This is a genomic window from Variovorax sp. RO1 (assembly GCF_002849325.1).
Lineage (GTDB): Bacteria > Pseudomonadota > Gammaproteobacteria > Burkholderiales > Burkholderiaceae_C > Variovorax.
The window spans coordinates 1-13,055 of record NZ_PKMT01000013.1 but is presented as its reverse complement, the minus strand read 5'-3'; the positions used below and the strand labels follow the sequence as shown (position 1 = coordinate 13,055).

The following is a 13,055-nucleotide window of genomic DNA, read 5'->3' as shown; positions in this document are numbered from 1 at the left end:
CGGTACCACCAGTGAGTCCGACGCTGCCGTTGCCGCCATTCCCGCCTTGGGCTGCCAGCGCGTTGACGACATCGGTGGATGCCACGTAGCCATGGCCACCCGCACCGCCACCGCCGCCGCCGTAGCTCTCGATTCCGCCGGCTGTTGTTTCGCCGCCATTGCCGCCATTGCCACCGATCGGCGACTGCGAGGTACCGGACGCGCCACCGCCACCTCCGCCGGCCGCCGTCGGCGTAGGGTTGAGTACACCATCGGCTCCGTTGGCGCCCGGCAACGCACCGGCCGCACCACCAGCGCCAAAGAACGTCGAAGCACCAGCCTGCCCCACATCGCCGCCCGCGCCACCACTCTCAAAATCCCCTGCCCCGCCTGCGCCCCCGGCAGCCAGTGCGGCAGCGCCGGCCACGGTCAGGCCCGCGGCCAGGACAGCCGCACGCACCGTCGAGCCCGCGCCCGACTTGCCCGAGGCACGCGCGGTTTCAGGTGCGGCCACCCAGGCCCCCAGCGACGAGTTCCAGAGGCTGCGATGTGCTTTGTTCATGGGGAGAAAAACCTTGAAAAGAGAGGCCGACCGCACCAAAAATGGGCGAATCGTCAGGAAACGTTTATTTTTGTAAATAAATTGTTTCCGACCTATCACCAGAACTGGTTATTCATGCACCCCACCGCCTTGCTGGGTTTTCGGAAACTTCCGAACGTCCAGCAATCCGGCGCGACAATCCGCCGCATGGCCACCGCACCCGAACTCCCTCCCCTCAACCGCCAGTTCGTCGCCCACTTCGGCGAGATGGGCAGCAAGTGGGGCATCAACCGCACCGTCGGGCAGATCTACGCGCTGATCTTTCTGTCGGAGCGCGCGCTCAATGCCGACGAGATCGCCGAGTTGCTGGAGTTCTCGCGCTCCAACGTGAGCATGGGTTTGAAAGAGTTGCAGGCCTGGCGCCTCGTGCACCTGCGCCACCACGCGGGCGACCGCCGCGAGTACTTCGAGGCGCCGAAGGACGTGTGGGAAATCTTCCGCGTGCTGGCCGAGGAGCGCCGCCGCCGCGAGATCGAGCCCACGCTCTCGATGCTGCGCAACGCGCTGCTCGAATCGCCCACGAGCGACGCCGAGCGCCACGCGCAGGCCCGCATGCGCGAGATGCACGACCTGATCGACCGGCTGATGAAGTGGTTCGACGACGTGCAGCGCCTGGCGCCCGAGACTGCGATGCAGCTCATGGGCATGGGCGCGACGGTGACGAAGGTGCTGACGCTCAAGGACCGCCTCACGGGCGGTGCGTCAAAGAAGAGCAAGGGCCCCGCGGGCGAAGACTGAGCCGCACCGCGAGGCAAAGAGGACGCTACGCCCTCACAGCCGTTCCTGCCCCTGCGGGGCTTCCGGCACGCCGAGCTTTTCCTTGCGGATGGCCTCGTCGTCCATGAGTTCGTACCACATGGCGTTGAGCACGGCGAAGGCGGCTGCCAGCGGCAGGCCGAGGATCCAGGCGAAGTACCACATCTCTTTTTCCTTCCCGTTTCAGTAGGCGTGTCCGCTGTCGTCGCGGATGGCTTGTTCGTCGACCTTGCCCCACAGCACGTGGTAGACCCAGGTGGTGTAGGCAATGATGATCGGAATGAAGATCACGGTGACCACCAGCATGATGAACAGCGTCAGGTGGCTCGACGACGAATCCCACACCGTGAGGCTGGCGCGCGGGTCGATCGACGAGGGCAGGATGAACGGGAACATCGACGCGCCCACGCTGAGGATGATGCCGGCAATGCCCAGCGCCGCGGTGAGCAGCGCCAGCACGGGCCGGCGCAGCACCAGCCCGAGCAGCGCACCCAGCGTGCCGACGAAGCCTGCTGCCGGTGCGGCAATGGTCCAGGGGTGCGCCGCGTAGTTGCCCATCCAGGCGCCGGCATGCAGCTCGACGGTCTTCAGCATCGGGTTCGACGGGCCCACGGTGTCGACCACGCTGCTGATGCGAAAGCCCCCGACGCCCATCGCCAGCCACACACCGGCCAGCGCGTAGAACACGAGCGTGAGCACGGCCGCGACCATGCCGTAGCTGCGCGCGCGCTCGGCCACCGGGCCTTCGGTCTTGAGCAGCAGCCAGGCCGCGCCATGCATCACCAGCATCGCCACCGACACCAGCCCGCAGAGGATGGCGAAGGGGTTCAGCAGGCCGAAGAAACCGCCGTCGTAAAAGATGTGCATGTCGGCGCCGAAGCGGAACGGCACGCCCTGCAGCACGTTGCCCACGGCCACGCCGCTGATCAGCGCGGGCACGAAGCCACTGAAGAACAGCACGCCGTCCCAGCGCGCGCGCCACTGCGGCGACTCGCGCTTGCTGCGGAACTTGAAGGCCACCGGCCGCAAGATGAGCGCCGACAGAATCACGAACATCGCCAGGTAGAAGCCCGAGAACGACACGGCGTACAGCTGCGGCCAGGCCGCGAAGACGGCGCCGCCGCCCAGGATCAGCCAGACCTGGTTGCCTTCCCACACCGGGCCCACGCTGTTGATGACGACGCGACGCTCGATGTCGTTGCGCGCGGCAAAAGGCAGCAGCATGCCGGCGCCCAGGTCGAAGCCGTCGGTCACCGCGAAGCCGACGAGCAGCACGCCGATGAGCAGCCACCAGATGAAGCGCAGGGTGTCGTAGTCGAGGAGTGTGTGGAGGATCATGCGGCGCTCCCGGTCGAGGCAGAAGAGGAAGACGTGGCGGCACGCGCCGGCGGAATGTGCGAGCGCGCATCACCCTCGGTGGGCGCATGCTCGACCTCGGGCCCCTTGCGGATGGCCTTGAGCATCAGCTTCATCTCGATGATGAGCAGCGTGGTGTAGATCGCGATGAAGCCCGCGAGCGTGATCAGCAAGGTCGTCACGCCCAGGTTCGACACGGCCACTGCGGTCGGAAGCACACCTTCGATCACCCAGGGTTGGCGACCGTACTCGGCCACCAGCCAGCCGGATTCAATGGCGATCCACGGCAGAGGAATCGCCCACACCGCGACCTTGAGCAACCAGCGGTGGCGGTCGAGCGCGCGGCGCGCCGACAGCACGAAGAAGGTGCCGGTCAGCAGAATCAGCAGCATGCCGATGCCCACCATCACGCGGAACAGCCAGAACAGCGGCGCCACCTGCGGCACGGTGTCCCACGCGGCCTTGGCGATCTGCTCGTCGGTGGCCTGGCGCGGATCGTCCACGTAGCGCTTGAGCAGCAGCGCGTAGCCCATGTTGATGCCGTTCTCTTCGAAGTCGCCGCGCACGCCCTGCGTCACCTTGTCGGCACCGCCGGCCTCGCGGATCTTCTGCAGCGCGTCGTAGGCCTTCAGGCCCTCGCGGATGCGGGCCTCGGCGCGCTTCACGAGCTCGTCGATGCCAGGCATCACCGTGTTGAGCGAGCGCGTGCCGATGAGGCCCATCACCGCCGGGATGTGAATGGCGTAGTGCGTCTCGCGCGCCTTCTGGTCGGGGAAGCCGATCACGGTGAAGGCAGCGGGCGCGGGCTGCGTCTCCCACATGCCTTCGATGGCGGCCAGCTTCATCTTCTGGTGTTCGCCCGAGAGGTAACCGCTCTCGTCGCCGAGCACCGCCACCGACAGCGCGGCGGCCAGGCCGAACGATGCGGCCACGGTCATCGAACGCTTCGCCAGTTCGATGTGCCGGCCCTTGAGCAGGTACCACGCCGACACGCCGAGCACGAACACCGCGGCGCACACATAACCGGCCGACACGGTGTGCACGAACTTGGCCTGTGCCACCGGGTTGGTCAGCACGGCGGCGAAGTCTGTCACTTCCATGCGCATGGTCGCCGGATTGAAGGCCGCGCCCACGGGGTTCTGCATCCAGCCGTTGGCAATGAGAATCCACAGCGCCGAGAAGTTGGAGCCGATGGCCACGGCCCACGTTGCCGTGAGGTGGCCCACCTTCGAGAGCTTGTCCCAGCCGAAGAAGAACAGGCCCACGAAGGTCGCTTCCATGAAGAAGGCCATGAGCCCTTCGATGGCCAGCGGCGCACCGAAGATGTCGCCGACGTAGTGGCTGTAGTAGCTCCAGTTCATGCCGAACTGGAACTCCATCACGATGCCGGTGGCCACGCCCATCGCGAAGTTGATGCCGAACAGCACGCCCCAGAACTTGGTCATGTCGCGCCAGATGACGCGCCCGGTCATCACGTAGACCGTCTCCATGATGGCCAGGATGATCGACAGTCCGAGCGTGAGCGGCACGAACAGGAAGTGGTACAGCGCCGTCACGGCGAACTGCAGGCGCGAGAGCGCGACGATGTCAAGGTCCATGGGGGGCTTCCTTTATGTGTTCTGTTCGTTCGTTGCTCGGTCGGTCGATCGGTCAATCAATCAGGGCGCAGGCCGCGCAGTGCGGCCTCGAAGGCCTCGGTGCCACGATGCAGGTCGGCCACGATGCGACCCTGCGCCATGCACACGAGGCGGTCGGCCAGCGCGGCTTCGCGGCGCAGGTGCGTGGCGATCAGCAGCGTGCGCGGGCCGGCCTGCAGCGCCAGGCGCTGCAGCACGTCGTGCGCGGTGGCGGCGTCGAGCGCCTCGGTGGGTTCGTCGAGCAGCCACAGCGGCACGGGCCGCAGCAGCAGCCGCGCGAGCGCGAGCCGGCGCGACTGCCCGCCCGAGAGGCCGAGGCCGCCTTCGCCCAGGCGCGTGTCGAGGCCGGTGGCCAGCGCGCGCACGTCGGTGTCAAGGCCGGCGGCGTGCAGCACGGCCCAGAGGCGCTCGTCGCTGGCTTGCGGATCAGCAAGGCGCAGGTTGTCGCGCAGGCTGTCCTGGAAAAGTTCGGTGCGCTGGGTCAGCAGGCAGGCCGGTTGCGCCTGCACCTGGCCGGCACGCGGTGTGAGGTCGCCGGCGATCACGGAGAGCAGCGTGGACTTGCCTGCGCCGCTGGCGCCGACCAATGCAACGCGCTCGCCGGCATTCAGATGCAGCGACACGCCGCTGAGCACTTCGACAAGGCTGCCGGGGTGCATGACGGTGAGCTGGTCGACCTGCACCGCTGCGGTTTGCTCGGTGTGGAATGGGCGCGCGCCCTCCTCCACTGCGGGGTCCAGGCGCGGTGCCAGCCGACGCACCGCCAGCCACGTGCGACCTGCGTCGAGCGCGCCACGCCGCAGCGCCGCAAACGGTTCGGTGGCGGTCAGTGCGATGAGCAACGCGAGCGCCGCGCCGGGTGCGCCGATGACGCCTTCGCTCACCAGCGCACCCACGGCCAGCAACACGCCGACCAGCGTCAGGGTGCCGGCGCTGCCGTAGGCGAAACCAGCAGCGGCTTCGAGCTTGTTCAGTGCGAGGTCGGCTTGCGCGAGGTGCGCGTCGGCATTCATCAGCGCGGCGCGCTGGGCGTCGAGCCGGCCGGCCATCGCGAGGTCGGCCTGGCCTGCGACCAGATCGACGGCCCGCGCGCGCAGTGCCTCGACGGCATGCGCGCGTTGCCGCGCCGGCTGCCGCGCACGCCGCGCGATGAGGAACGCCAACCCCCAGCCGATGGCGCAGAGCCAGAGCGCGATCGCCACGCCCATCCCCACATGCATGAACCCGAGCACGATGCCCGCCAACAGCGCCGCGCCCAACGCCGCAGCGGCGGGCACGAACAAGCGCAGGTAGAGCGACTCGAGCGCGTCGATGTCGGACGTGAGGCGGAACAGCAGCCGCGCCGGCCGCATCAACAAATCGCGCGCGGCCTCGGGCCGAGCCCAGCCACGGAACAGCCGCACGCGCAGCTCGGCGAGCACGGCGAAGGTGGCGTCGTGCGTGACGAGCCGCTCGCCGTAGCGTGAGCCCGTGCGTCCGAGTGCGAGCAGCCGGATGCCGGCCGACGGCATGAAGACATCAAAGGTGAAAGCCGTGGCCGCATGCAGGCCCGCGAGCGCGGTCGCGGTGATGAACCAGCCCGAGAGGCCCAGCAGCGCCATGCCCGCGAGCACGGTGACAGCAGCCAACAGACAGCCCAGCAGCAAGGCACGCGGCTGCGTCGCGAGGAAGGGACGCAGCACGAGGCGCAGGTCGCGCCAACGAGGGGTACGGGTCGCGCTGCTGCTCATGCGGCCTTCTCCACCAGCGATTGCGGCCCGAGGTTCACGGCGCGGTCCATGCGTGCGGCCAGCACCGGGTCGTGGGTCGAGACGATCAATGTCCGACCACGGGCGAGCGTCACCAGCGCGTCGGCCACGCGCGCGGCGGTGGCGGTGTCGAGGTGGGCCGTGGGCTCGTCGGCCAGGATCAGGTCGGCCTGCGGATGCACCGCGACGCGCGCCAGCGCCAGCCGCACGGCCTCGCCGCCCGACAGGCCGCTGCCGCCCTCGCCCAGCGCGGTGCCGGGATGGGCCTGCGCCACGTCATCAAGCGCCGCGAAACGCATCGCCTCGGCCACCTCGGGCGCGCCGATGTCGGCACGGCCCAGCGCCACGTTGGCTTCGACCGATCCGGCGAAGACGTGGGGCTTCTGCCCCATCCACGCCGTGCGCTGGCGCAGCGCGGCGGCCGTGTGCTCGGTGAGCGGCACGCCACCGATGGCGATCTCGCCGCGTGTGGCCGGCATCAGCCCCGCAAGCAGCGAGAGCAGCGCGGTCTTGCCCGATCCGCTGGGGCCGGTCAGCGCGATGTGCTCGCCCGCGCCGATGCGCAGTTCGTACCCGTCGAAGAGCGCCGTCGCCTCGCCGGGCCACGAGAAATGCAGCGCATGGACCGTCACGGTCGGTGCGGCGCCCGCGCCGGCGGCACCGGTGGCCGCGCGCGTGACCGCGACGCCCGCGCCGGGCAACGGCAGTGCGCCGCGTTGCAGGTCGTCGAGCACCTTCAACGCCGCCTCGCCCGCTGCGCGGTCGTGCCACACCGCCGACAGCTCGCGCAAGGGCTCGAAGAACGCCGGCGCCAGCAACAGCACGAACAGGCCTTCGCCCAAGCTGAGCTGCTGGCCCCACGCGCCGAAGCCGAGCGAGCCCAGCAGATGAAAACCGATGTAGACCGCCACCAGCGCCACACCCAGCGCGGAGAACAGCTCCAGCACCGCGGACGACAGGAACGCGATGCGCAGCACCGCCATCGTGCGTTGGCGCAGCGACTGCGCGGAGGCGCCGAGCCGGTCGGCCGTGGCATCGACGGCGTCGAGCGCGCGCAGCGTGGCGAGGCCGCGCAGGCGGTCGAGCAGGAAGGCGTTCATGCCGCCCATCTCGACCATCTGCGCCTCGCTGGCCGCCTTGGCGCGCCAGCCGACGATGGCCATGAAGATCGGGATCAGCGGCGCCGCCACCAGCAGCACCAGCGCGGCAGCCCACGAGAACCAGCCGACGGCAGCAAGCAGGAAAAGCGGCACCACCGTCGCACGCCAACGCGCGGGCTGGTAGCGCACGAGGTACGGCACCAGCGCCTCGGCCTGTTCGGCGAGCACGCTGGCCGCGAGGCCGGAGGGCGCACGTTCGCGGTCGAGCGGCGAGCCCGCCGCCAATGCCGACGCGGTCTGCGCGCGCAAGGTGGTCAGTTGCGCCCGCGCGCGCCCGAAGGTGCGGCGCACGCCCCAGGCTTCGCAGCCCGCGCGCAGCAGGCCCCACAACAGGATGCCCAGCGCCGGCCACAGCACGGCCGCCATGCCCTCACCGCTTGCCAGCCCCTGGACCGCCATCGCCAGCAACGCCGCCTGCGGCAACCACGCAAGCGCGGCGGCGCCTTGCACCACGCTGCCGATGTCGGGCGAAGTGAAAGCCTTCAGCGGCGATCGTGGCGGCGTTTGTTCTGTCATTCCTTGAGTTTGTGTATTTTCAGTATTTCCTGAAAGATTCACAATCATACACACAGGTGACGAAACACGGAGACTGCCCGCTCGGAAGCCCCGAGGCAACAGATTTGCAAAGAATCGGGGAGAAAAAGGTCCGCGCCCGAGCGGGCGCGGCGCGCTTCAGTACGACACGATGAGGCCGCTGACGAGCAATGCGGCAAAAAGTGTGCATACGCTGCGCACCGAGGCCGGCCGGGCTTCGACCCCCCGGTACAGCAGCACCGCGGCGCCCACCGACAGACCGAAGGTCGCGACCAGGCCGAGCAGATCGACCCACGGCCCGTGCGGCCCCAGGCCTGCCACCAGCGCATTCACGGCAAGCAGCACCGGGAAGTGGATCAGGAACAGCGAATACGAAATGCGCCCCAGCTGCTGCAGCGGCACGGCGGCTACGGGCCAGTGCGCGGGCGACAGCCACTGCCGGCGTTGCGCCACCGCAATGAGCAGCGCGGTGACCAGCGCGATGGCGATGCGACTGCGCCAGTCGATCATGAGCGCGCCCACTCCGACCAGCGCCAACAGCGCGACGGCGCCGTGCCAGGTGCTGGCGCGCGTGACGCGGCCGACCCAGAACGCCAGCATGCCGAGCCCGTAGGCGCCGAAGAAATAGAACGCCGTGTCGTCGAGCCGCGCCTGCCGGTTGAACAGCGCGAGCGAAGCCACGGCCACGATGAACACCAGCGCCACCGGCGCCCAACGCGCGGCAGAGGTGGGCTGCCGCAGCACGGCGGGCAACCCGACCAGCGCGAGCGCCAGCGCAAACAGCTGGAAGTCGATGGCCACGTACCAGACGCCGGTCGACAGCGACTCGTAGTTCAGCAAGTCCTGCAGCAACAGGCCGTGGGCCAGCATCTGGCCGAGGCTCGGCTCGGCCGGCACGACCTCTTCACCGAGCCACGGCCGCGCCACCTCGGCCACCAGCACGCACACCGTGAGCGCCGCGAGGTACGGCATGACCAGCCGGCCATAGCGCTGGAAGATCCGCAAGAACGGCCGGTCGACGCGCAGCACACCGTCGGGTGCGAGGCTCGCCGTGGCAAGAAAACCGGCGATCACGAGGAACACCTGCACCGCGAGCCGGCCGTCGTCCGCCAGCCAGCCGAAGAAATCGGGCGCAAGCACCTGCGCACCGGCCGGCATCGGGCCGTAGCGCGCGAGGTGGTGCCCGACGATCAACGCACAGGCCAGGCCCTTGACCACATCGAGCAAAGGCATGCGCCCCTGCCGCGCAGGCACGACCGCTCCGACGCCGCTTGTGGCGACGGTCGCGGCCGGTGCGTGCGAACTGTTCAAAGTGCCAATCGCTGTCGTGCTTCCTGGTACTCGCGCTTGAGCTTCTCGATGAAGGCGCCCGCGCTCGCCACTTCGGTGATCGCGCCGATGCCCTGACCCGAGCCCCAGATGTCTTTCCAGGCCTTGGCCTTGCTGCCTTCGCCGCCGCCGAAGTTCATGGTCGTCACGTCGCCTTCGGGCAGGTTGGCCGGGTCCATGCCGGCCTTGACGATGCTGGGCGCCAGGTAGTTGCCGTGCACGCCGGTGAACAGGCTCGAGTAGACGATGTCGTCCGAGTTGCCGTCCACGATGGCCTGCTTGTAGTCGTCGCTCGCACGCGCTTCTTCGGTCGCGATGAAGGCGGTGCCGATGTAGGCGAAGTCGGCGCCCATGGCCTGCGCCGCGAGCACCGCGCCGCCCGAGGCGATGGAGCCCGACAGCGCGATCGGGCCGTCGAACCACTGGCGGATTTCCTGCACCAGCGCGAACGGGCTCTTCACGCCCGCGTGGCCGCCGGCACCGGCTGCCACGGCGATGATGCCGTCGGCGCCCTTCTCGATCGCCTTCTGCGCGAACTTGTTGTTGATGATGTCGTGCAAGGTCACGCCGCCGTAGCTGTGCACCGCGTCGTTCACGTCGGTGCGCGCGCCCAGCGAGGTGATCACGATCGGCACCTTGTACTTCACGACCATCTCCATGTCGTGCTCCAGGCGGTCGTTGCTCTTGTGCACGATCTGGTTGATGGCGAACGGCGCGGCCGGCTTGTCCGGGTTGGCCTTGTTGTAGGCCGCGAGCTCTTCGGTGATCTCGATCAGCCACTCTTCGAGCTGTGCCGCGGGGCGTGCGTTGAGCGCCGGCATCGAGCCGACCACGCCGGCCTTGCATTGCGCAATCACGAGCTTGGGGTTGCTGATGATGAACAGCGGCGAGCCGATGATCGGCAACGGGAGGTTCGCGAGAACAGAAGGCAGCTTGGACATGTCGTCTCCGGAAAGGGGTTCGGTTTTATAAGAGCAAGGGGCCGCTGCCGCCCGTCAGATGGGCGACAGCGGCACGCGCGTCAGAACGCTTCGAGCGCCAGCGCCGTGACGCTCTCGGCGCCTTCGACGATGCTGTCGCGAATGCCCGGCACCTTGTTCAGGATGTGCTCGGCGTAGAAGCGCGCGGTGGCGATCTTGGCCTGCATGAAGGCGACGTCGACGTTGTGCGAGGCCTGGTCCTGCGCCACGATGAGCGAACGCGCGAGCTGCCAGCCGGCCACGAGGTTGCCCGCGAGCATGAGGTACGGCACGCTGCCCGAGAACACGGCGTTCGGCGAAGCCTTGGTCTGGCCGGCGACGAAGTCGACCACGTCGATGAACGCCAGGCGCGCGGCGGTCAGGCGCTTGAGGACGGCTGCGGCTGCAGCGCTGTCGCTCTTGGCGAGCTCGGCCTCGGTCTTCTCGATCTGCGCGGCAATCGCCTTGGCCGTTTGACCGCCGTCGCGTGCGGTCTTGCGGCCCACGAGGTCGTTGGCCTGGATCGCGGTGGTGCCTTCGTAGATCGTGAGGATCTTGGCGTCGCGGTAGTACTGCGCTGCGCCGGTCTCCTCGATGAAGCCCATGCCGCCATGCACCTGCACGCCGAGCGAGGTCACTTCGAGGCTCATCTCGGTGCTGTAGCCCTTGACCAGCGGCACCATGAATTCGTAGAAGGCCCGGTTCTGCTTGCGCGCGTCGGCATCGGGGTGATGGTGCGCGGCGTCGTAGGCGGCAGCGGCCACGGAGGCCATCGCGCGGCAGCCTTCGGTGTAAGCGCGCATCGTCATCAGCATGCGCTTGACGTCGGGGTGATGAATGATGGGCGCGCTGGCGTTGATCGAGCCGTCGACCGGGCGGCTCTGCACGCGGTCTTTCGCGTAGGCCACGGCGTGTTGATACGCCCGCTCGGCAATAGCGATGCCCTGCATGCCCACGGCGTAGCGGGCCGAGTTCATCATGATGAACATGTACTCGAGGCCGCGGTTCTCCTGCCCCACGAGGTAGCCGACGGCGCCGCCGTGGTCGCCGTACTGCAGCACCGCGGTCGGCGAGGCCTTGATGCCCATCTTGTGCTCGATGCTCACGCAGTGCACGTCGTTGCGCGCACCGAGCGAACCGTCGGCGTTGACCATGAACTTCGGCACCACGAACAGGCTGATGCCCTTCACGCCTTCGGGCGCGCCAGTCACGCGCGCGAGCACGAGGTGGACGATGTTCTCGGCCATGTCGTGCTCACCGTAGGTGATGAAGATCTTGGTGCCAAACACCTTGTAGGTGCCGTCGGGCTGGGGCTCGGCGCGGCTGCGCACCATGGCCAGGTCGCTGCCGGCCTGCGGCTCGGTGAGGTTCATCGTGCCGGTCCACTGGCCGCTCACGAGCTTCTCGAGGTAGATGGCCTTGAGCTCGTCGGAGCCGGCGGTGAGCAGTGCCTCGATGGCACCGTCGCTCAAGAGCGGGCACAGCGCGAAGCTCATGTTGGCCGAGTTGAGCATTTCGCCGCAGGCCGCGCCGATGGTCTTGGGCAGGCCTTGGCCGCCGAAGTCCGCCGGATGCTGCAGGCCCTGCCAACCGCCCGACACGTACTGCGCGAAGGCGTCCTTGAAGCCCTTGCTGGTGGTGACTTCGCCGTCCTTGAAGGACGAGGGGTTGCGGTCGCCTTCGACGTTGAGCGGCGCCACCACGTCCTGGTTGAAGCGCGCGCACTCTTCGAGCACGGCCTGTGCGGTTTCGAGGCCGGCGTCTTCAAAGCCGGGCAGCTTGGCGATCTCGCCGATGTTGGCCAGGTGCTCGATGTCGAACAGCATGTCCTTGAGGGGGGCGGTGTAGCTCATGTCTCTTCTCTCCAGGGGCCGCGGCGGACGCGGCAGATGTAAAAAAGGCATCGCGAACGATGCCTTCTGGCTCAATGCGCTGAAGCGATCAGAGCGCCTTCACGAGTTCCGGCACGGCCACGAACAGGTCGGCCACGAGGCCGTAGTCGGCCACCGAGAAGATCGGTGCTTCTTCGTCCTTGTTGATCGCGACGATGACCTTCGAGTCCTTCATGCCGGCCAGATGCTGGATGGCGCCCGAGATGCCTGCGGCGATGTACAGCTGCGGCGCGACGATCTTGCCGGTCTGGCCCACTTGCCAGTCGTTCGGCGCGTAGCCTGCGTCGACGGCTGCGCGGCTGGCGCCCAGGCCTGCGTTGAGCTTGTCGGCCAGCGGGGCCATCACTTCGGTGAACTTCTCGGCGCTGCCCAGGGCGCGACCGCCCGAGACGATGATCTTTGCGGCGGTCAGTTCAGGGCGTTCGCTCTTCGTGACTTCGCGGCCGACGAAGCTGCTCTTGCCGCTGTCTGCAACGCCTTCAGCCGTTTCGATCGCTGCGCTGCCACCGGTGGCGGCTGCGGCATCGAAGCCGGTCGTGCGCACCGTGATCACCTTGGTGGCGTCGGTGCTCTGCACGGTGGCAATCGCGTTGCCGGCGTAGATCGGACGCTCGAACGTGTCGGGGCTGTCGACCTTCGTGATGTCGCTGATCTGAGCCACATCGAGCTTGGCGGCCACGCGCGGGGCGACGTTCTTGCCGTTGGCGGTCGAGGGGAACAGGATGTGGCTGTAGTTGCCGGCGATCGCGAGCACTTGCGCTGCAACGTTCTCGGCGAGGTTTTCAGCGAGGCTGGCGCTGTCGGCAGCGATCACCTTGGACACGCCGGCGATCTGCGCGGCGGCCTTGGCGGCTTCGGCGGCGTTGGCACCGGCCACGAGGATGTGGACGTCGCCACCGCAAGCCAGGGCGGCGGTCACGGTGTTGAGGGTGGCCGGCTTGATGCTGGCGTGGTCGTGTTCGGCAATGACGAGTGCGGTCATGTTCGTTTCTTCCTCAGATCACTTTGGCTTCGTTCTTGAGCTTGTCCACCAGGGTGGCAACGTCAGGCACCTTGATGCCGGCACCGCGCTTCGGCGGCTCGCTGACCTTGAGGGTCTTCAGG

General features: G+C 68.1%; 11 protein-coding genes and 1 pseudogene. 1 reads left to right on the top strand and 11 read right to left on the bottom strand.

Annotation, left to right across the window (positions count from 1 at the left end; all coding sequences use genetic code 11):
• Window positions 1-541 (bottom strand): ESPR domain-containing protein (locus tag CY658_RS32275; protein WP_219589623.1); only part of this gene is annotated, 541 nt, incomplete at its 3' end.
• A 186-nt stretch (window positions 542-727) separates the two neighbouring features.
• Here CY658_RS32275 and CY658_RS32270 point away from each other — a divergent pair.
• Window positions 728-1,318: a GbsR/MarR family transcriptional regulator gene (locus CY658_RS32270; protein ID WP_101494040.1), complete on the top strand. Its 591-nt coding sequence runs from the start codon at window positions 728-730 to the stop codon at window positions 1,316-1,318.
• Window positions 1,319-1,351: 33 nt separating this feature from the next.
• Here the strand turns inward: CY658_RS32270 and cydX are convergent, their stop codons facing one another.
• From cydX to CY658_RS32220, 10 genes and pseudogenes are all read right to left on the bottom strand, one after another.
• Window positions 1,352-1,501, bottom strand: a complete 150-nt coding sequence (gene cydX / locus CY658_RS32265; protein ID WP_101494039.1) for a cytochrome bd-I oxidase subunit CydX — start codon at window positions 1,499-1,501, stop codon at window positions 1,352-1,354.
• A gap of 18 nt (window positions 1,502-1,519) precedes the next feature.
• Window positions 1,520-2,674 (bottom strand): cytochrome d ubiquinol oxidase subunit II, encoded by a 1,155-nt coding sequence (gene cydB, locus CY658_RS32260; RefSeq protein WP_101494038.1) that lies wholly within the window; start codon window positions 2,672-2,674, stop codon window positions 1,520-1,522.
• Window positions 2,671-4,290 (bottom strand): cytochrome ubiquinol oxidase subunit I, encoded by a 1,620-nt coding sequence (locus tag CY658_RS32255; RefSeq protein ID WP_101494037.1) that lies wholly within the window; start codon window positions 4,288-4,290, stop codon window positions 2,671-2,673. The genes cydB and CY658_RS32255 overlap by 4 nt, the downstream gene beginning before the upstream one ends.
• 56 nt (window positions 4,291-4,346) lie before the next feature.
• On the bottom strand, window positions 4,347-6,059 hold the full coding sequence (cydC, locus tag CY658_RS32250) for a thiol reductant ABC exporter subunit CydC (protein ID WP_101494036.1): 1,713 nt from the start codon (window positions 6,057-6,059) through the stop codon (window positions 4,347-4,349).
• Complete coding sequence (cydD, locus tag CY658_RS32245) at window positions 6,056-7,753, bottom strand: thiol reductant ABC exporter subunit CydD (protein WP_101494035.1); 1,698 nt, start codon at window positions 7,751-7,753, stop codon at window positions 6,056-6,058. The genes cydC and cydD overlap by 4 nt, the downstream gene beginning before the upstream one ends.
• A gap of 156 nt (window positions 7,754-7,909) precedes the next feature.
• Complete coding sequence (locus CY658_RS32240) at window positions 7,910-9,004, bottom strand: acyltransferase family protein (protein WP_101494041.1); 1,095 nt, start codon at window positions 9,002-9,004, stop codon at window positions 7,910-7,912.
• A gap of 74 nt (window positions 9,005-9,078) precedes the next feature.
• A complete protein-coding gene (locus CY658_RS32235) occupies window positions 9,079-10,041 on the bottom strand; it encodes an NAD(P)H-dependent flavin oxidoreductase (protein WP_099796370.1) in 963 nt (320 codons plus the stop codon).
• Window positions 10,042-10,121: 80 nt separating this feature from the next.
• Window positions 10,122-11,912, bottom strand: coding sequence for an acyl-CoA dehydrogenase (locus CY658_RS32230; protein WP_101494034.1), 1,791 nt, complete (start codon window positions 11,910-11,912; stop codon window positions 10,122-10,124).
• Window positions 11,913-12,000: 88 nt separating this feature from the next.
• Window positions 12,001-12,933 (bottom strand): electron transfer flavoprotein subunit alpha/FixB family protein, encoded by a 933-nt coding sequence (locus CY658_RS32225; RefSeq protein WP_101494033.1) that lies wholly within the window; start codon window positions 12,931-12,933, stop codon window positions 12,001-12,003.
• A 13-nt stretch (window positions 12,934-12,946) separates the two neighbouring features.
• Window positions 12,947-13,055: pseudogene (locus tag CY658_RS32220) on the bottom strand (electron transfer flavoprotein subunit beta/FixA family protein); the annotation flags it as partial.